The organism is Ruegeria sp. BB6 (assembly GCF_056539385.1).
This window is the reverse complement of the sequence record NZ_JBQFUW010000006.1, coordinates 169,439-188,128: the sequence shown is the minus strand read 5'-3', so window position 1 is coordinate 188,128 and position 18,690 is coordinate 169,439. Positions and strand designations below refer to the sequence as shown.

At 50.7% G+C, this 18,690-nt stretch carries 13 protein-coding genes; all 13 read right to left on the bottom strand.

All coding sequences use genetic code 11. The features are described from left to right. Positions 1–85 precede the first annotated feature (85 nt). The 13 genes from ACR0B7_RS15075 to ACR0B7_RS15015 all read right to left on the bottom strand — a co-directional run bounded on the left by ACR0B7_RS15075 (position 86) and on the right by ACR0B7_RS15015 (position 18,626). A complete protein-coding gene (locus ACR0B7_RS15075; protein WP_170679174.1) occupies positions 86–1,408 on the bottom strand; it encodes a vWA domain-containing protein in 1,323 nt (440 codons plus the stop codon). Beyond that, positions 1,401–2,153: a helix-turn-helix domain-containing protein gene (locus tag ACR0B7_RS15070; protein ID WP_170679172.1), complete on the bottom strand. Its 753-nt coding sequence runs from the start codon at positions 2,151–2,153 to the stop codon at positions 1,401–1,403. Before ACR0B7_RS15070 ends, ACR0B7_RS15075 begins: the two co-directional genes overlap by 8 nt. Further along, positions 2,150–3,289: a Clp protease/crotonase-like domain-containing protein gene (locus ACR0B7_RS15065; protein ID WP_170679170.1), complete on the bottom strand. Its 1,140-nt coding sequence runs from the start codon at positions 3,287–3,289 to the stop codon at positions 2,150–2,152. The genes ACR0B7_RS15070 and ACR0B7_RS15065 overlap by 4 nt, the downstream gene beginning before the upstream one ends. Then, the gene (locus ACR0B7_RS15060) at positions 3,273–4,790 is read right to left on the bottom strand and encodes a hypothetical protein (protein WP_480681871.1); all 1,518 of its coding nucleotides are present in this window, start codon (positions 4,788–4,790) and stop codon (positions 3,273–3,275) included. The genes ACR0B7_RS15065 and ACR0B7_RS15060 overlap by 17 nt, the downstream gene beginning before the upstream one ends. 92 nt (positions 4,791–4,882) lie before the next feature. Next, positions 4,883–5,275, bottom strand: a complete 393-nt coding sequence (locus ACR0B7_RS15055) for a thermonuclease family protein (protein ID WP_170494867.1) — start codon at positions 5,273–5,275, stop codon at positions 4,883–4,885. A gap of 412 nt (positions 5,276–5,687) precedes the next feature. Then, the gene (locus ACR0B7_RS15050; protein ID WP_170679166.1) at positions 5,688–6,689 is read right to left on the bottom strand and encodes an AraC family transcriptional regulator; all 1,002 of its coding nucleotides are present in this window, start codon (positions 6,687–6,689) and stop codon (positions 5,688–5,690) included. A 165-nt stretch (positions 6,690–6,854) separates the two neighbouring features. Beyond that, entirely contained in the window at positions 6,855–7,253 is a 399-nt protein-coding gene (locus tag ACR0B7_RS15045) for a hypothetical protein (protein WP_170798958.1), read from the bottom strand. 344 nt (positions 7,254–7,597) lie between these two features. Then, positions 7,598–9,952 carry a hypothetical protein gene (locus ACR0B7_RS15040; protein ID WP_480681869.1) on the bottom strand — a complete coding sequence of 785 codons (2,355 nt, stop codon included), beginning with the start codon at positions 9,950–9,952 and terminating at the stop codon, positions 7,598–7,600. Beyond that, entirely contained in the window at positions 9,949–11,448 is a 1,500-nt protein-coding gene (locus tag ACR0B7_RS15035) for a DUF2357 domain-containing protein (protein ID WP_480681867.1), read from the bottom strand. Before ACR0B7_RS15035 ends, ACR0B7_RS15040 begins: the two co-directional genes overlap by 4 nt. Continuing rightward, a complete protein-coding gene (locus ACR0B7_RS15030) occupies positions 11,445–13,445 on the bottom strand; it encodes a chromosome segregation ATPase-like protein (protein ID WP_170486087.1) in 2,001 nt (666 codons plus the stop codon). The genes ACR0B7_RS15035 and ACR0B7_RS15030 overlap by 4 nt, the downstream gene beginning before the upstream one ends. Further along, entirely contained in the window at positions 13,445–14,983 is a 1,539-nt protein-coding gene (locus ACR0B7_RS15025; protein ID WP_480681864.1) for a hypothetical protein, read from the bottom strand. The genes ACR0B7_RS15030 and ACR0B7_RS15025 overlap by 1 nt, the downstream gene beginning before the upstream one ends. Further along, the gene (locus ACR0B7_RS15020) at positions 14,952–18,095 is read right to left on the bottom strand and encodes an AAA domain-containing protein (RefSeq protein ID WP_480681862.1); all 3,144 of its coding nucleotides are present in this window, start codon (positions 18,093–18,095) and stop codon (positions 14,952–14,954) included. Before ACR0B7_RS15020 ends, ACR0B7_RS15025 begins: the two co-directional genes overlap by 32 nt. A gap of 180 nt (positions 18,096–18,275) precedes the next feature. Continuing rightward, the gene (locus ACR0B7_RS15015) at positions 18,276–18,626 is read right to left on the bottom strand and encodes a hypothetical protein (protein WP_480681860.1); all 351 of its coding nucleotides are present in this window, start codon (positions 18,624–18,626) and stop codon (positions 18,276–18,278) included. Positions 18,627–18,690 lie beyond the last annotated feature (64 nt).

Sequence of the window (18,690 nt, the reverse complement as noted above, 5' to 3'; positions counted from 1 at the left end):
TGGATTTCGCCGTCGATGCTGCCGAGTTTGCGCGCCAATAAACAACGCGCAAAAAGCTCGGAATATCTGGTTTTCAGAGAGTTTTTTAATCACCACCGACCATGCGATCCACCCAGGATTTTTTTGCGGTTCCACGGTGGTCTGCACGGCGATGAAACGCAAGCTCTGAACTGAGCGTCATTTCTTTGTGCATTCTTGGAGAAATATCACGGTCTACGTGCCGTGCGAGTACTTTTAGGCCACGCACCAGTTCCCGGCTTCCCGGCAATTCGCGAACATATGCCTCAAAATACCGTAACTCTCTTTCAACGTAGTTGGCCGCCTCCCGAAACGCTCGATCTCGGTTCATTTGCCCCGCGCGGTTCAATACGTGAGCCTGCCAATGTGTTGCGACTATCGACGCAATTTCCGATGATTTTGGACACCTTGCGTTTTCTCCTCTGTCCGCAGCCATAAGTAGGGCTGTACTGAATTGCGGTTGAAATGGCTCGCCGCCTCCCACTGATCTGGCAGAAACGCTCGCTGTGAATTCAAATCGCTGTTTATGAGCAGACGTCGGACAAGTTACTTTTGCTACCACCGCGCGTTCTACTTCGTTTTGAAGGGGCCCCAAATCGACATTCAAGCGTCCCGCGTGTCCAAGAGATGAGGATTTGCCGAGGATTTCTACGTGAAACCCAGCTGGATACTGAATTGAAACTTCGACGTTGTCGGCCACGGTAGAGAAGATGTCTTCTAGCTCCCCGAGCAAAACCGATGAAATCTCGGTGTCAAATTCGGCATCATGCAGTCTTCCACCTCCATTTTCAGAGATGCCCCGCAGCAGTTGTTCATCGTATCCATTTCCAATACCGAGTGCTGAAGTTGTTACGCCTCTTTTGCGCAGTTCGCTCGCATGCCGGCGGAGTTCAAAAGGATCCGTAACGCCTTCGTTGGCGTGCCCATCGCTTAGGATAATGACCCGTGGCGGCAGTCTGGAGTCCGCCTCGTAAACGGTGGCGGCACGGTCAACAGCTTGGAACCACCCACCGCTCAAGTTTGTACATCCACGCGTCCGCAAGCGCGAAATCTCAAACTCGATTTCTGGCAAATTTTTGTTGTCGACCGAAACAGCATCCAGGTGAGTAACAACGTCCGAACCAAAGGAAACAAGCGTCAAACGATCTTGGCTTGACAGCTTCGGCACAAGGCCCAACGCTGCCTGTTTTGCTGCCTCAAGCTTTCCACCTGACATCGAGCCACTGACGTCAATTGCCAAAGCAATGTTCATGGGTTCCCGTTCGCGTCTAGAAGACGAGTTGCAATCCGAGGCTCTTACCTTGGCCACCAAGTAGCGAACGGAGTCGCCGCGTTCCCAAAACTGCTCACGGTCAAATTGGCACTTCAGTTCAATATTATTATCAGTCACGTTTCTTGCCTCCTATTAGTATTGCGCGGAGATGGTCCGCGAGTTGTTCGAATAATGCGCGCTCTCTTGGTTCAAGCTTTCCTCTGATCGAAAGCTCCAGGTCTGGAGTGATGGAGATCCGGTTCCAGATCATGCCTCGGGCACGCCGAGGTGCTGGGCCCTCGAAAAGCTCTTCCAAACTGACGATCAGTTGCTCGATACTGGCAAGGCTCTCTTCTCTCTCAAGGCGCTTTGCTTCCCGCCGTTCACTGAAACGCGGTTTCTTGTCACCGAACAGATCGCGGCTTTCTTCGCTGTGCTGGCCATCAGATCTTGCGCGCGGCATCGGTGCCATTTTGTACGCGAGCGGAACCTCCTTTTGTGTCTCAATGTTCCTGAGATATTCCCGCGCCGAACCTCGCGATCTGGTTGCGGTCGGCAACTCCTCGGCCCATTCTTCTATCTGTTCTTCCGTTGCCGTCATGAACCGGAGTCCAATGTCTGCCAGCGTCATGCCGTATAAGTTTTTTAACGTCAAAACTGCCTTGGCTCGCTCTACATTTGTTGCAGGGTAGGTTGCCCCTCTCCCCGATTTGCTTGGCGAGGAAAGTAGTCCTTCGCTTATCCATGAGCGCAATGTTCGAGGTTCCACCCCAGTTCTTTCGCTCAGTTCTTCAAGTGTGATTCCATTTGTCATGACGAGCTGAATAATATTGACATCTCGACATGTCAAGTTGACGACTTCTTGCGTTTTACTGTTGATCACTGTGTCACGACGCCCCAATTTACCAGCTCAGCTCGGGATAACCTGTAAAGTTGGTCGGCCGGTGTAGACGCTCCAGCCACAAAAAACTCCTCTGAAACCCCTGCCGCTGAAAACAGGTGAACGAGAATGGCTGAGGTTAGTTGGGAGTCGGCCTCATCCGACACACCAACTTCTGTCCGCCATTGGTGAACTTCAATTGAACCGCTTCCAACCACATCCCTTTCTGCGCCTCCCAGAAAAAGCAAAGTGCACGAGCTAGCACACGGACCAGTCGCAATGGTTTTTACGTCTGCGTCGCGAAGAACCGTATGTCCGCGGATAGCCTCGTCGACTAAACCTCCAGGAGATGAGAACTCTATGACGTTCGCGCCTTGACCAATTGCATTGATCAAAGCGTCCACGCTTTCCGCAGTGACCTCTCCGGAAAAACTGTATTTCTTACCCCTTTCAGGTATTTGAGCCGTATTAGGATTGCCGTTCAGCCAAGGACAATTTCGGAAGAGCTTTTCTGCTTCACCTTTGGAAATCCCGGCTTTTGACAGGGTAGCATTCGACACAAAAGCTTGTTGCGGCGTTCCACCTGGATCGAGATTCCCGAGGCTAATTTTTAGATTCAACCCGTCCGCATAGATGTTCGAATAGCACCAGGCTGTATCGAAGTTCTTGTCTTCTTCGTGCTTGAAGGAATGCCCGGCGGTCACAGGAAATTCTGTACCTCCCAACATGACTGATGTTTCCCTGAAAATAGTAAAGTCGGTTGTGATTACTCCTCCATCAACGGACTTCTCATTAGTTCCAACAGCGGGCCAAGGGCTGACTTCAGTGGCAGTCGCATCGGAGGCCTCTGTTACTTGGACTTCGGACTCTGACTGCATTATCCAACTGACAGCAAAACCAATCGCCAAAACTAAAACTGCGGCAGCAATCATAATCAGTGAGGACCGAATTCCCTCTGCAATAAGGACACGACGCTTGGACTGTGCGGCGGCGTGCTCGATTTTAACTTGAGCTTCGGCTTCAACTGTTCTGGTGAGACGAGCAGATGCTTCGCGAACTTGTCTTGCTGGTTCAGCGATCTTGTCTGACATGGACCGAACAACGGATTCCAGCATCTGCGTATCATGCAGCGTGCGCATAGCTAATCTCCTCACTATCAGAATCTTTTTGGGAAGCCGCGAGCTGAGTTTTTAGTTCGTTTGCGGCTTCTTCAGGAAGGGCTTCGAGGATGGCATCCAAGGCGCCCTGTACGTTTTCTCCGACAGGAACAGGTACGTAGGTAAACTTCGTTACGGGCACCTCGATTTCGACTGGCTTTTCAATTTCTTTTTCCACAGTGACTTCAACCGGCACCTCGACGCGTTGCACGACAGGTTTCACGCCACGTACGCGAAACCACTCGGCATAGAGGGCAACACTTGCTCCGGTCAAAGCGCCCACGACCCCAAGCAATACCCCAAACGCGGCACCAATCTGTTTGGCCTGGTCTTCGGAAACTTCGTACGGCTCAACACCAAAGACAAACGACGCCCAACGGTGCATTTGAGACTGGTTGGAGAGCTGCTCGACATCGGCGGATTTCGTAACCGCTTTTTCCTCCAACACCTCAATTTTGGCACCACGTTCGGCAGCATGCATCTGAGTTTTCGCAAGCGCTTCAACTCGCTCCGCAGCCCGCACTGCACTTTCGGCTTCGTGCTCTGACAACCGCTCGGCTGCTTGGTTCCTTGCGGTCTGAGCATCATTCAACGCTGCCAGCGCCTGCGGATCAGGTTCTGTAATAGACGCTTCGATTTCCGTGTTTAGCTTTTGGATCTCGGCATCAAATGGTGCGCGGGCTTCTGCGATAACTGTCTGCTTGGCCGGCATGCTTCTCATACGGGCATTCAATTGAGCCCGAGTTTGCTGGTCGATTGCTGATCCGTTAAGGCGAGACATGATGCTGTCTTGTTCGCTTTGCCATGCGTCTGCGGCCGCATCGCCAGCTTCTGTTTGCTGTTGGATCACGCGCTCTAGCTGAGAACGAAGTTCTCTTGTCTCTAAGCTCTCAAGACTTTGCTTTGCACGCTGAAGTGCCTCTTCTCGCAGGGCCAACGAGGTGCGAAGACTCTCCAATTGTTCAGCATCAGCTTCCTTGATCTTTGTTCCATCAAGTTCATCCTGCAAGGCGGCTTCCGACAAAGCTTTGATTTCGCCTTTGATTTCCCTTAGTTCCGCTTTGGCTTCTGCTACTGGCGTGGTTGTGACGTGAACAAACCTCTCGAATCCGTTGAAAATTGTCTCGAAAGAAATCAGTGCAGCCACCAATAGCCCAACGGATGCGAACAAACGCGCCCAGCGTCTTGAATGAAAAATAACAGTCGCTGCCGGAATCTTCGCCAACTCTACGGCAGCAAGAACAACAAAAACGCCGAAGACTGGAAACGTCTGCGCAAATCCACTGCCCTCTGGCATGCTTGAAGCCTGTGCGAATGCAATTCCCAAACCGACAGACACTAGAATAAGCTCAATTCCCCAGGCAAGCCGGATGAGCTTCCGCGCGTACCCGAGGTTTTGACTTTTGACGTCAGATTGACCCACGAAATCCGAGGCGAGCCCGCCTACGTTTTCGGTTCCAGAGTTTTCTACTTCTTCCTTCATAACAGCGACCTCACGTAAACCTTTGATTTACATAAGTCCGCTCTAGAAATTGACTTTTTACTTCCTGCCAGAGGCTTGAGGAATTGTGCCGTTCAACAGTACTTTGCGCGTCTTAGTCGAGATTTTGCCGCGGATGTTTCCAGATGACGGTAGCGACCACCAGAGTATCGTGCGCAATCCAATGCATGGCCGGCAGATATAACCGCGGCGCCAACGTCTTGCCCATCCGCATAACAGACGCCCACATACCGGTCGTACGTTCGTTCTCCGTTGAGTTTGCACTCAACAGTCTTGCCATTCAAAAACATCACCATCCAACGTTTCGCATCCCTACCAGCGACGCTGCCGAGTTCGGGTGCATCGACACCTTGTAGTCGGACAGGTGTACCGTTCACTACGATGGTATCAGCGTCGCGAACCTGTAAGCTCCCCGCAGAAAGCGAACTCGCCGAAAAGAAGCAAATTATGAATGCCAATCGCAGCATCTATTTCTTCTCCATTTGTTGAACAATGCACACCACAGGTGATCGGCGGGGGGGCTACGCAGATATTTGTGTTCTGTTGCGTGCCACGCCCCCTGATCCCGCCGCACTCCTCGCCGTCGAGCTTCGCCTGTTCGACGATACAGCGGAACTGGTCTGCATTTGACCCACTCTCTCCCGAATTAATTGCGAGATGCGGCCAAAAGCTTTTTTTGTCATGCCAGTTCCGGGCAAATTCCTACTTTCACTGAAAGCTAGGAACTTCTGCGCCATCAACGACTTCAGACAGGAAATCAACAGAAGGGTTTTCAGAAACACAATCGGCTAATTTGCCTGTTGATGCACTCGGCTTCTTAGGATGTGCTAACGAGCATCCCCTGCGCGCGCCATTTAAGCTCGCAATCAAAGAGCTGGATCAGTTGAGCAGTGAGTAGCCCCTTGGTGCAACGCCGGTCCAACGTTTGAAAGCTGTGGAGAATGCGGCTTGGTCGGCATAGCCGAGCGCAAATGCGATCTCAGAAAACGCCATATCATCTTTCATAAAAGTCTTTGCGAGATCAAACCTAAGTTCGTCCACAATTAAACGGAATGTGAGCCTCTCCTCTTTGAGACGACGCGCAAAAGTCCTAGGGCTCATTCCGAGGCTGGCTGCAACCTCATCTGCCGACAGAATTCGCGCCGGGAGTGAGGTCGTCAACAAACCTTCTATTCGGGATCGAAGTGTTTGATGTCCGTTAACCTGCTCTCGCAGTAGGCGCTCTCCATATTCAGAAAGATGCTCTCTCAGTCTCAAATCATAGGTCGGTATCGCCAAGTCTAGCGCGGAAAGCGGCAAAATGATTTCAAGACTTTCCGACCCAAAGACGACGGGGAAACCCGCCAATTTTTGAAACTTCTCAGCTGATTTTCTAACCTCGTGGTCGAACCGCATTTCTATCGGAAAGAAATTGGTTTGCGTAATCGCCCGCATTCTGGACAACACTCCAAACAACAAAAATTCAGTATGCCTATGGAATTTAGAGTAGCTTGGATCTTTCCATGTCACTTCGAAAGACGCAGCGTTTCCGGATACTTTCAGAATGTATTGGACAGCCGGATCGATGATCTCATGAAACCTTGCGGTGTTTTCTACAGCAGCTCGCAGGTCCTTAGAATACTTACTGATGTAGCCTGTTAAGCTATTTGAAACTCGCCAGGTCGCACCCGCCCGAGCTCCAAATGTTACGTCGCCTAAAGCGTCGCAGGCCTCCCTCACAAACAAAGCTTCTTTTTTGTACTCATAGTGCTTGGCGTTTGGCGCTGCGTCCTTGCGCGTCAAACCACTCTTCTTGAGCACTCGTTCAGCTATTCCTTTGTCACCAGAAAGTTTTTCTAACTCGCCGATTAAATGCGTGAGCCTAGAGGCATCGACTTCCATGAACACACCAGTTTGAATTCGATTTTCCAAAATCCTATTGCTGAGGGATCAGATTTCAAAATGTTAGTCGGCTGCGTCCAGAATTTACAGGTTTGCACTGGCGTATAGGCAACAGAGGACGCTGATCAACACGCCCTCTTGGAAAAGCAAACCGGCCAATTTGAATTAGGCAAATTTGACGTTTGGTGTCTTGGGACCAACGAACGGCAGCATGAACACCGCGAAGGGCAAAAAAATCCACAAGCCCCAGGTCCAATCACGGTTTAGCATCGAAGCGCGTCGCGCCAAGACTGTTCCGACGAAGTAGGCTAGATAGCCCTGCCCAATCAACATCAGAGCGTTGACCGCATGCACCTCGGTCCATGTTTCGAAGGTCGACGGTATTCCGTACGAAATAAGCACCTTCCAGACAAGTGGAACACCAAAAGTGAAACCAAAGAACGTCAAACCATCAATTGGTGCGTACGCTTTCCGTGTCATGCCATAAATCAAAAATCCCAGCCATGTCAGGAGCATTGCTCCTTGCACAGAATTCGAAATCGCCATGTGAGTTTCATAACTCATTTCAATTACCCTTTCTCTTTAACCCTCTGATAAAATGAAGATTTGAGAAAAAGATTTCTTTACAAGTTCTGCCAAAAAGTTAACTCCAGGCGTCAAAATGTAACTCGCTTCCTGAACGTAACTCTTTCCTGCTTTCACCATTCTCGAAGACTATTTGCCCCGTTTTTGTGTCGAACCCTAATTCGTACCAATGCCTGATTTGCTAAGTGAGCGAAGTGTCCAGGTGACTTGGTTGCTTATGTGGTTTACTTCACGGATCACGCCTCAAAAGAAGAGAGCAGATATCCAGCTATTTTGGTCTTAGTCAGAAGAAGAATTGGACGAGAACCATTGACTGTTGCGAACTAGCTTCCTGAGAAACTCTGCAAATCAACGAGAATGTCTGGGTTGCTACCTTTACCTTCCAGCTCTTCACAGACTTGAGTGAGAATTACGTAATATTTTTCCAAGCGCGGATCACTTTTCATTAGCTGGCTAAGATGCGCTGCGAGCAATTCAGTTGCGGCAAGAAGGTTATCTGCCACAGGATCACGTCCTGCTACCAAAGCCCATGGATCTTTCAGACGCCATCTTAACAGGCCAACCAACAGGAATGGACCATAAGAATAAGCCGTTGAAAAGTCTTTACCAACGGCCTCACGAACCTTGGCCTCAGCAACCGAGGCGATGAAGTCCACTTCTTTGCGATCAAGAAGCATGGGTGCGTTGTCATTTCTCGACAGCAAAAATGCAGCGCAGGCCATTTGGTCTTTTTTCCAGCGTTCCTTGGGAAGTGATAGCAAAAAATCAAAAGCCTGCCGCTGATGTAAAGAGTCAGTAGCCGTTCGCCCAATTCCTTGAAGCATCAGCGATCTGCTTCCCGGAGCAAGAATAAATGGGTGCTGCCTAACTGGAGAATCCAAAGCTTCCAGCAGGTTTGGAACAACCCAATCTGGGCATCTTTTGAACAGCCAAGTCAGAAAGCGCAGAGATTGGTTTTCGTCGGTTCCGCCGCCATTTAGACGCGCACGCACATCTTGTTCCGCACGCTCTATAGCCTTGTCGAGAAGAGTTGGAGCTGTGTCGGGGATGCCCTTTGGAAGGTCACCGTCGCTTGAAACAGAATACTTTCCGAAAGGTCGCATCGACACTTTGTTGGCTAGCGTTTCCCAGTCAGGTATTCGTTTATCCAAATTGTCTTCAAGGAGCTCAATCAAGCCGTAGCTACGCTCAGTCTCAAACCAATTGTCAGAACCGCACGGTAGGACCAGCCGGTTGGGCACCGACGGTTTCTCTGGCTCCAAGCTTTCGATAACCTCCTCCCATGTTTGATCAAGCTGCTGAGCATGCGCCCAGTCAACAACCAAGGGGCTTGCAAACGCCTCGGAGACCAATGTGAGTCTTGCGCGACCAGCAGCGGGCGTTTGCTGCAAATGAAGCTCAACAGGTGTGTTTGTCTGTGGTGGAATCGCAAGAGGAACAACGGCTCTACGAGGTGTTGAATCCGTTTGTTTCTTCAAATGTACTTTGATCTCGTCGGTGCCTGCAACTAAGCCAAGGCGAGCTGGCCTGTCGCTTTGGTATGACTGCCCCGCCGGCAACAGAGCATCCGGAGGAATGAGATCATAATTCGCTGCGCCATCCGCGTTTTGAACAATGGTGGAAATCTGAGGCAGGAAGTCGTAATAAACCGGGTCGTTTTCCGACAACCGTCGGGCAGCTTCCAATGCTCCCAAAGCCACCGCTTCGGGTTTCAAAGCTTGGACTTCGCGCCCTAACGCGTCTTGTATTTTGCCAATAATAAGATTGCGAATTTGTCCTGTTGTTGGAGTTTCGAACAACAAGTGATCGCATCCAGCCAGCGCTTGGACCAGTTTTGAAGGAACGTCTCCCGTAGCTGGCAAAAAGCTCTTTGGAGGTTCAATGATTTCCCATCTTCCGTTCCAAAGCCTCAAGGGCTCAACGTCGCAAGTTCCCTCAACAGCAAGCTGACATGGCAAGTTGGACGCAACGACATGATCCGAGCGGCGAGGGTTCTCACATTTTTCCGTTAAGGACGCGGAAGCTTGATCCAGCAGTGAGTCCAATCCTAAGTCACACTCGATTAGCTCACCAACGCGTTTACGCTCTGGCGCAAATTTTTCCTCTCGTCTTAACTTTAAAACTTGCACTGACAGGCCCTTTGCATGGTGCCCAATCACTCCAATGGTTTGCCCTTCTGTCCATCTTTGAGACGTCTCATCGCTTAAGCCAGCAATTACGGCCAGGACAGATCGCCAAACCAACAGTCTGCGCCCCGGTCTCAACTTCCGAAGGCTGGACAAAAGCGCTTCTTGTTTTTCTTCGTCGAGATTTGGCAGGTCGGGAATTGCGAGAACTACCGTAGCTTTTCGAGCGGAAGCCATGGCCGACAAAGACCCAGCCAATTCAAGCTCAAATTCTGGTGCATTGTCGATCATGGATCTTACTGAGAGGCGCCGATCCGCACTTCCGACTTTTCCCCAACCAGGTCCACGTCCATGAGGCGATCTGAGAGCCTGCATACCACCGATAATTTCTGCTCCAGGTGATGCATCATCGACCCTGACGACGACACCACCGATGCCGCCGCGAACCAGTTGTTCTGTGTTTACAATCGTCTCTTGACCCGGCACTTCCAACCAGTTTTTAGCACCGAAGTCATTCCACCCATTGAGGTCATATCCGACTAACTTTCTCAATTTGGCGACTCCTGAAAACACGAGCGGACAAAGTCAGCAAGAGCCGCTTTTCCTTCCTTCAGTGTTTCACCACGGGCGTCGAGAGCAATCGCGCAGACCCTGCTTGCACCAATTGAGATTTCTGAGTTCTCAAACTCTCCATGGGCTGGCATCAAAATTAAGCCTTCCCGGATGACCTCCTGGCTGGCTTTCTTTCGAAGTGCTTCAATCAAAATTGCAGCATTCCTCGCCTCGTCGCCTGGTGACATCCGTTCAAATGGGTTTGGCGTCCAAACGGGGACGCGCCGCTCGAATTCATCTGATTTAAGATCGGTAATTCTCAACCAAACGTGCGCCTTCGCTCCAAATTGAATGGATGTTACAGCCTCGGGCCGGGCTTGGACCTCCACGATCAACCCGCTTTCTTGCAGCCAGAAAACCGCCAAAGGTCTGTCGTGTAGAAATCGACGACCCTGTATTGCTTCATCCAACCACACAAGGGGCGCTTGAGCGAGAAGCTTAGTTTCCTTCAATCCGTGCAGCGCCAGTGTCACGGCAAGAACACAGAAGTCTGTCCAGCTTTGCGCTTGCCAGGCCCACAGTTCATCTTCGGCTTTGTCTTGCCTGAGAAGTCGAAGCCACGCCTCGTTCACTGCTCTGTAGGCTCGATTTTCCAGCAAAACATAATTCGCCGTAGCGCCTGGTTCTGCGACACTGACACCAAGCTGGTTTAATTCGCGCGACAAACGCCGGCACAACCTCGAGTATGCTTCAACATCCCTATAGCGTTTACTATTTTCGGCGCGACGATGCTCCCGCATCCATTGCCTCGCAAAGTGGGAAGCCAAACGCAGGTACGCGTGCAAAACGCGATTTTCCAGAGTGTCGAAGTTTTCGTGGCGTGCAATAGCCAGAATGCGTTGATCTGCGCCCGCTCTTTCTGCGGTCGTTGTTCCGGGCTGCCTAACCATCCAGAGCATTGAAGCTCGATCCATCTCTTGGACGCGGTCCAACGGAGTCAACTCACGATTTCGTCTCAGTACTCGCCGTATCTTCTTTTCTAGTTCCAGCAAGTAAGGCTTCACCCCGATGGATTGCCGGACGATCTCGGCCATCCTAGGGTCACTTTCGTCTTCCGCGCGATTCCAGGCTTCTTGCAAACGGGTCCACAGGTTTTCGGGATCATCGAGCGCCGCCTCTAATTCTTCAATCCTTGCTAGCACCCTGTGCATGCGTTCTGACGCAGCAACGGAGATTTCCTCCGCCGGTGTTTTTGGCTCAAGCCCAATCTTTGGCCGGGCTGGTAATCCGGTGACTTTCACCGGATTTTCAGCTGTTCCGGATTTTGGATAGGGAAATAGACGAAGCTCTCTATCATCCCAACTTAACAAGGGAGCGTGTAGGGAACGTCCGCCTTCGCCGACCTTTGCGTCGCCAAGCAAACAGTCGCTCGGCCCGAGGACAGCCTCTTGCGCATCAGTTGCTTTCAATGACCATGGTCGGCGAAGAAGGTTCATCCTCGTGTTACCCCACGCCAAGTAAACTGACCCGTCCCATCTTCTGCGACTTCCGCCGAGTGACGGATTGCATCTGCCAAAACTGGGTCGCTTAGTTCTCTCTCAACATAGTTGGATAGCTCTTGAAGTTCTGTGCTGGCATTTTCCATCTCTATGCCGCGCAACTTGGGCAGAAGGCGCATTTCGACCTGATCGGCCAGCGCTGTTTGGATGTCTCTTCTACCGTTGTCCTCCGGGTAATTCGCCGCATAAGCCATAATTGAGCGGCCCAGACGATGGCCAAACGGACGACCAAGTTTAGTCATGTATTCGACCATTTTCTCTACATGCATTTCAACCCGCGATTGGTCCTCCGCAAGGGCGTTGATACCACGCACCCACTTTCGCCACTGTGTGCGTGTGAGAGCTTTAGAGTCAGCCGGTTTTCCCTGAGGTGTTCCTGCTTTAATCGATTTAGGGGCCGCAAATCGCATGACATTTGCTCGGTCCACGACTTTGTCGGACAGAGATTGTGTACTCTCGTCTTCGTTCATCGTTCCGGCAAACAGAACATTATAACCAGGGAATATTCTTGGGGTCGTTTGACCTTCGGGCATTGGAATGTCTAGCTCAAGCTCGGCATCCTTCCGGGCCTCTGACTTATATGTCTCATCAATGCCGGGTCGGCTTTCCAGCCGGCTCAAAAAGTCTGAGAAGTAGTACTCGACCCTTGCTAGGTTCATTTCATCCAAAAGAACGAGCATCATCCGATCTTGTAAGTCACTGCTCTCCGCTGGACCGTTAAACGCATCCAGATGGTACAAAGCGCGCGCCAAATCGGTAGGTCGGAATTGACCTTCGATGTAGTTGTAGAAGCCCATTAGATCCTGCGGACTATCCCAACGCGGTTGGACTGGCACTTGCAAAAACCCAATGCCCATTGCTTGGGCATATCGACGAGGCAATTGGCTTTTACCGGTCCCGGAAATCCCAGCCAAAACTGCCATTTGCGTAGTCTCGTTGACTTTCATCGCTGTGTGGAAGGCCCGAATGACCCTTGTATGGTAATCCAGCCCATGCGCTTTCATGTGGTTTGAAACCCGATGCAGAGCTTCGTTCTCTTGCTCTTGGGCATGCGTTTCCCAAGTATTCAAGTCCTTCAGAACAGGAGGCAGTGCGTTAAGTTCAGAAAGCGGATCAGCAGCCTTTTTGCTTCCGGAAATTCCCGCTTTGTCTTTGTATGTTTCAATTTGTGCCAGAAGTTCAGCACGCTGCGCTTCCATTCGCGACAATTCGGTTTGAGTCGACGCAACTCGAGCTGCCTCGTCCGTATAGTCTGCTTTAAGTTCTTCCAATCTCGACTCTGCAATACGAGCGGCCTCTTCAGCCTCTTCCCGTCGCCGATCAAAGCCCTCAATTTCCGCCTCGACGCGTGTAATATCTCGCTCCAATTTCTCAATTTTGTCGCGTAGCTCTTCTTCACGGGCCTTGAGTGTTTGGAGATTGGCCAGCTCTTCTCGCAGCTTCGAAACTGTTTGCTCCAAGCGATTGTGATCTTCTTCTAGTTGCGAAATTTGACCAACCAGCTCTTCCGCTCGTTTTAGCCTAGCCTCGACCTTTTCAAGCTCACTGGACTTTTCGGATAAATCTCGAGTCACTTCTGCAAGTGCAGACTGGGCGTCCTCAGTTTCCTGCCGCATCGCGAGCACTTCCTGGCGTCGCTCTTCGAGCTGCTGCCATTCCGCAAGAAGTTCGTCCTTTTGACGTAAAAGACTGTCCACTTCAGCTTGGATATCTGAAATGCTGGATATTGCACCTCGGCGTTTTTCCAACTCCGCTTCTAGGTCGTCTAAGGTCGTCGACTTTCCGCGAATTTGCGCTTCTAGCTCACCCAGGGTCGCGAGTGGGCCTTTTATCGTGATGGCCTGATCAGCTCGCGCCGAAACGACTACCATTACTATGGTCAGCGCGAGCAATCCAAAGCCAATAACCATAACAGTAAGTAATAGAGAACCCATCAGTTAACTCCTTCGGCTGGCGTTTCGATTTCATCGGATTGTGACTGCTCGAGTTGGTTATTTGGCAACTCGGGCTGAACTGCACTGGTAGACGCAGGTTTAAAATTCTCTGCCTCAGATTTTAGTCGGGCAATTTCACTTTCTAATTCGCGTTTTTGAACTCCCAGTTGGTTGTTCTGGACCTCCAACTCGCTGTTCTCTTTCAAGATACTCTCTTTTTGGCTGAGAAGTTGACTAAGTTCCTTTTGGATCTCAGACAGTGCTTGGCTTTGAACTTTGAGGTGGCTCAATCGTGCTTCTTCGCCAAGGCGTTCGCTTTGCCGTTGTCTAAGTAGTTCTAGTTCGGCGACGACTTCAGCCTTCTTGCCTTCTAAGTCTTTCCGAGTCGCCTCGAGAGCGAGAGCTGCGCCATCCCGTTCTGTTTCGATAGCAGTTAGCCGTTGCTTTGCTTCCGTTTCCTGCGCAGACAAAAGGCTTACGCTTTGCCTTAGGGCGGCCAATTCACCGGTCACTCGTGTTAAATCGGTGCTCTCGGTATTTAGATTGGATCGAACAGACGCAATTTGGGCTTCGAGATCATCTTTGTTGTTTTCGGCCGTTTCAAGATCCAAGCGCCTCTGTGCGAGTTGATCTTGACTGGCCACTAATTGCTTTGAAATTTCTTGGAGCCTACTTTCTTCAGTGCGTAAAGACTGAACCTTTTCTTCAAGGCCGGTTCTTTCCGCATTTAAGCCTTCAAGCAGAGCAACTTGTTTGTTCCTTTCATTTTGTACAGAAGACAACTTGTCTTCGAGCTTTTCCAATCTTGGCCGAAGTGAAGCAAGTGTGTCTTGCGCGTTGGATAGTCGGCGCTCAGCTTGCTCAGCTTCAGCTTCACGCTCGCTCAAATTCTTTTTCGTGTCTTGAAGATCTGCTTCTAAAGAACCCAAGTCTGCTCGTTTCGAATTTAACTTTGCATTGATCGCATCCAGATCATCTTTGCGCTGTTCAAAATTGGCGACTTCGTCTTTTAAAACGTCTCTTCTTTGCTGTGCGTCTCGCGCTTGGTCCTCTGCTTTGATCAATTCATCACGAAGTTTTTCGACCTTTCTTGAGAGCTCTTGCTCAGATGACTTGGCTTTCTTCAGGGCTGTTTCTGCCGCGTTTCGGTCAGCAATCAAGCGCTCCGCTTCTGTTTTCTCTTGCGATAGTGCCGCCAAGGCTTCTTTGGCTTCATTCACTGCGGCATTAAGATTATCAAGATCTTGCTGAGCAGCAGCAGCCAGCGCTACTTCTGCTTTCAAATTCGAAAGTTCGCTTTGACTGTTGCTGATTTTGCCTGCCAGATCGGCATGTTGTTCCTGGGCATCTTCGACCGCGCGCAGAATCCGCTCTTTGTTGCCGCGGATCTCGCCATACTCAGTTTCTAGAGTGTTAATTTTAAACAACAAGAAACCGAAGGCAGCGGCGGACAACAAACCAGTTCCCGCTGCGATAAGGGTGAATGTTCGCGACTTTCGCCAGGTTTCACTTGCTGAGTTCACGTTCGACGAGGTCAAGGCACGCCTCCATATCTTGTTTCAATTCATCGACCCAAAACCGCTGAATTTTCCAGCCGGCAGAGCGCATCAAGTGATCGCGCCAATGGTCATCCAGTTTGCGATTGCCGTCGGCATCCTGGTGCCAGCGACGCCCATCTATTTCGAGGTCAAGCTTTATGTCCCCTTCGCCAAACAGAGCAAAGTCGAGGCGGCGGCCCATAATCTGGTATTGGGGTTTAGGATCGAGCCCTCGTGCTTTCAAAGCGTGAAAAACAACCCGTTCCCACTCACTGTCAAAAACACCTTCGCCACCTTGACGCGTTGGGCTGGTCGCCCGTGCCGCCAAGGTTCTAAGCTGCTTGATTTTCCCAGATTGCGCGAAGTTGAGATCACCAAACACGTGCGCAACAGCCCGGGCTCTACTAATCGCGACGTTCAACCTGCGCCAGTCTCTCTGAATAAACGTTACAGCGCTGCTTCTAATCCTGGAATGAACTGTGGGCGAAAACAGAATCAAGTCTCGTTCCTGTCCTTGGAAACCATCGACTGTTCCAACCCGCAGGTCCGAGGCCTGCAAGAGGTCAGCGGGTATCCTTTCCCGTAGAGCCTTATCCAATTCCTGAACCTGCGATCTAAACGGAGAGATAACTCCGATGCTTCCCCCGTAGCTGTTTTTCGTAAGCAAAGCCTCGACATGACTTACAATCGCCGAAACCTCCTTCATGTTCACATTTTGTGAGCCATGCGATACGACGGCGGGACCTGAAACATCCGTCCAAGCTAGGCCAGGTTTTTGCCCCTTAGGCAGTTTCAACCGACTTAAATCAGCAGAAACTCTGAGTTTTCCGCCGTAGAACGCATCGTTTATGTAACCGACGATGTCTTCTGCGGAACGATATTGGTCGCGAAGCATGACGGCGGGAACTTTGGGCGTACTCCGAGAAAGATCGAACAGGCTTTTTCGACCTTGAGAAAACCTACCCGTTCCCCGTGGCGGAAGACCGTACGAAGCCATCAAATTGCGGTCTTGTTTGAGACCGATTTGAGGTATGAAAGCAAGCTGCCGATCATCACCGACTACCACGGCGCGCTTTGCTCTCGCCAGAAGTGGCAACGCTGATGCAATATCGCACTGACTTGCTTCGTCAAAGACAACGAGATCAAACAAACCTTCATATAGCGGTATGCGACGCGGCACTCCAAGCACGGAGGCCAACCAAAGCGGACGGTGTTCCAAAACACTTTGCGCGATTGTGCGGGACATAGTCTCTCCGCCATGCAAAGTCAGATCATCGTGCTGATTTGAGAGCGAAATACGTTGATCTTCTGTGAGAGCAGCGCGTTTTTCCAATAGCCGGCGCATCACCGTTTTGGCCAAGCTCTCAGTCTCTTCTGTCAATACGACAGGGTCTCCTGGAGTGCCGATCTCCATCAGCTGCTTGCGGCAACTTAAAACATCCTGTTTGAGCTCACTAATATTGTCCAAACCGGTTGAATGAGCAGCAGGTTTTGCCCGTCCGAACAACCATCCCAGAATACGCGCCCATAAGCTGGATTTGTGCTCCGCAGAAACGGCATCGGCTTCTTCGGGGCTCTCTTTTTCCAAGAGATCAATTTTTTCGACCGTGTCGGCGAGGCGGGTGTTCAGGGTTCGAATAAGACCAATTTGCTCCAGAGCCGCTTGTCGCCTTTCCGATACTGAAGCGAGACTAGCAACAACACTTGGATCGACCTCCCCCGTTCCCCTGCTTGGTTCACGAACAAGCTCTGCAACTGTTTCAACCATTCCTTGATCGATGTCGCGGGAAGGATCCAAAGTCCGTACGCAGAAATTCACGCTCGGCGCGATTTCCGAAAGCCGTTCCTCAACAGCATCTAACGCTTGGTGGTTTTTTGACGCGACAACGACGGACCCGCCTTGGAGAATTTCAGAAGCAACCATCGCAACGATTGCCTGGCTTTTACCTGTTCCGGGTGGACCAGTCACAACAGAAAACGGTGTGCTTAAGGAGTTTGCCGTGGCTTGAATCTGTTCATGATTCAGAGGCCCAACATTTATCGGTGCCGCCGATCTTAACTCACCCGTGTAAGGCAAACCCAGAACTTGGCCAAGCGCCGTTCTAGATATTTTTTGGCTGTCCCAAGTCGCAATCACATCTAGGTCTCTGACTGCACCTGACGTGAATGAGGTCTCGGTAGGCAGAAAAAAACCCATCGCATCGAAAATTCCCTCATCGTTCGGATCGAGGGTCGCTGCAAAATTTCGTCCTGTTATTTTTCCAACAACTAGTCGTGCCGCCGCTTCTTTTACCTTCGCAAGAAAGGCGTCTTTCGATAGCCCAGTTCCCGCTTGCCCCGTGAAAGTTTCGAACAGTTTGGCTTCTGACCAGGCAGAACTCCGAGCAAGTGCCTTCACCCAATCCGGGTTGACCATGACGTCGTCAGTGTCGATGCGTACTCGCAATGACAGATCATCTCTATCCCAAGTTGCCGCGATTAAACCTACCGGTTGGATAGAAGGTGCGCCATTTTTCTTCGAAACTGCAATCGGCCAGCCAACTGCCATTGTTTTTTCGTTGGCGTCTCGCCGAGAAAGAGCTTCGCGGAAGCTATCCGGAAGGTTCTCCAAACTTATTCGGACGACTCCAATTTCGTTCTCACCAGGAACGAGATCACCATTGCCACTAACGAGTTGGAAAGCAGTTCCATGACGGTCGTCAGCTTGCGTTAAAGCACCGCGAGGATCGCTTTGCAAAGCGGCGCGGTAATACTTTAGGAGAGCAATTGGGTCTATTGCCTGATCGGAACTTGAGTCCTGCTCCACCTCGAGGATTGGACTTTCTTCCTTCAGAAATGTCCCTGGCGCCGCGACAAGCTTATTTGAGTCGATGAACGGAGTACCTGCCGGTGCGTGCTGTGCTGCTGTATTCCGAGCAACACCAACTCGACTAATTGCGCGCCACTTTTTATCGCGCCCAAGGACAACGGCACCTTGTTGTTGCAATGCCAAAAGTTCCGCACGAATTTCCTCTCTGCGGCTTGCTTTGAAGTCAACATCAAGCAATGCGAAGAGTTCGTTCGTCGTGCGACCTCTTGGAAATGCCTCAAGTGTATTTTTGACAATGCCCAAAGATTTCAACTCCTTAACTGAGAAGGACATATGCACTTTTTATGATCGAAACTTTTGCGAATATGCCGAAAACTTTTTATTTTCAGCCATATGCGAAACGAAGGTTTCTTCGTGTCTCGGTTTGACATCTACGTCAGGCAAGCACAACCCATGCAGCAAGGAAGTTTACCTTAAGGAACCCTAAGCGTGCACTCGGTAGATAAATGCCCTACCGACTTTTTCGTAATCCGCTCGACCCAAGGCGACCAGAATGACCAGCAATCCTTGAACGAAAAACTTCAATTTGTAGCCGTAGCTAAATGGCCAACCTTCTTCTTCTGCCACACCTGCCAGCTCAAAGGTCGCTTCGTCCACTTTCCACTCTCGTTCACGAAGAACGGAGATACAGCTGTCAACGACGCATTCCTGGAATAATTGAGAGTAGATCTGACCCTTTTTATCCACCGACGATACAACGAACCCACTTGGAACCTTGTCTACCTTGTATTCGTTCCGGAGTTGGACACGCCCGATTTCACTCGCTTCCGTCATCTTTCTTTCCAATCCAATGTTCGTCAGAGAGATATAGAAGTATTGCTGATACCACTTGTGCGAC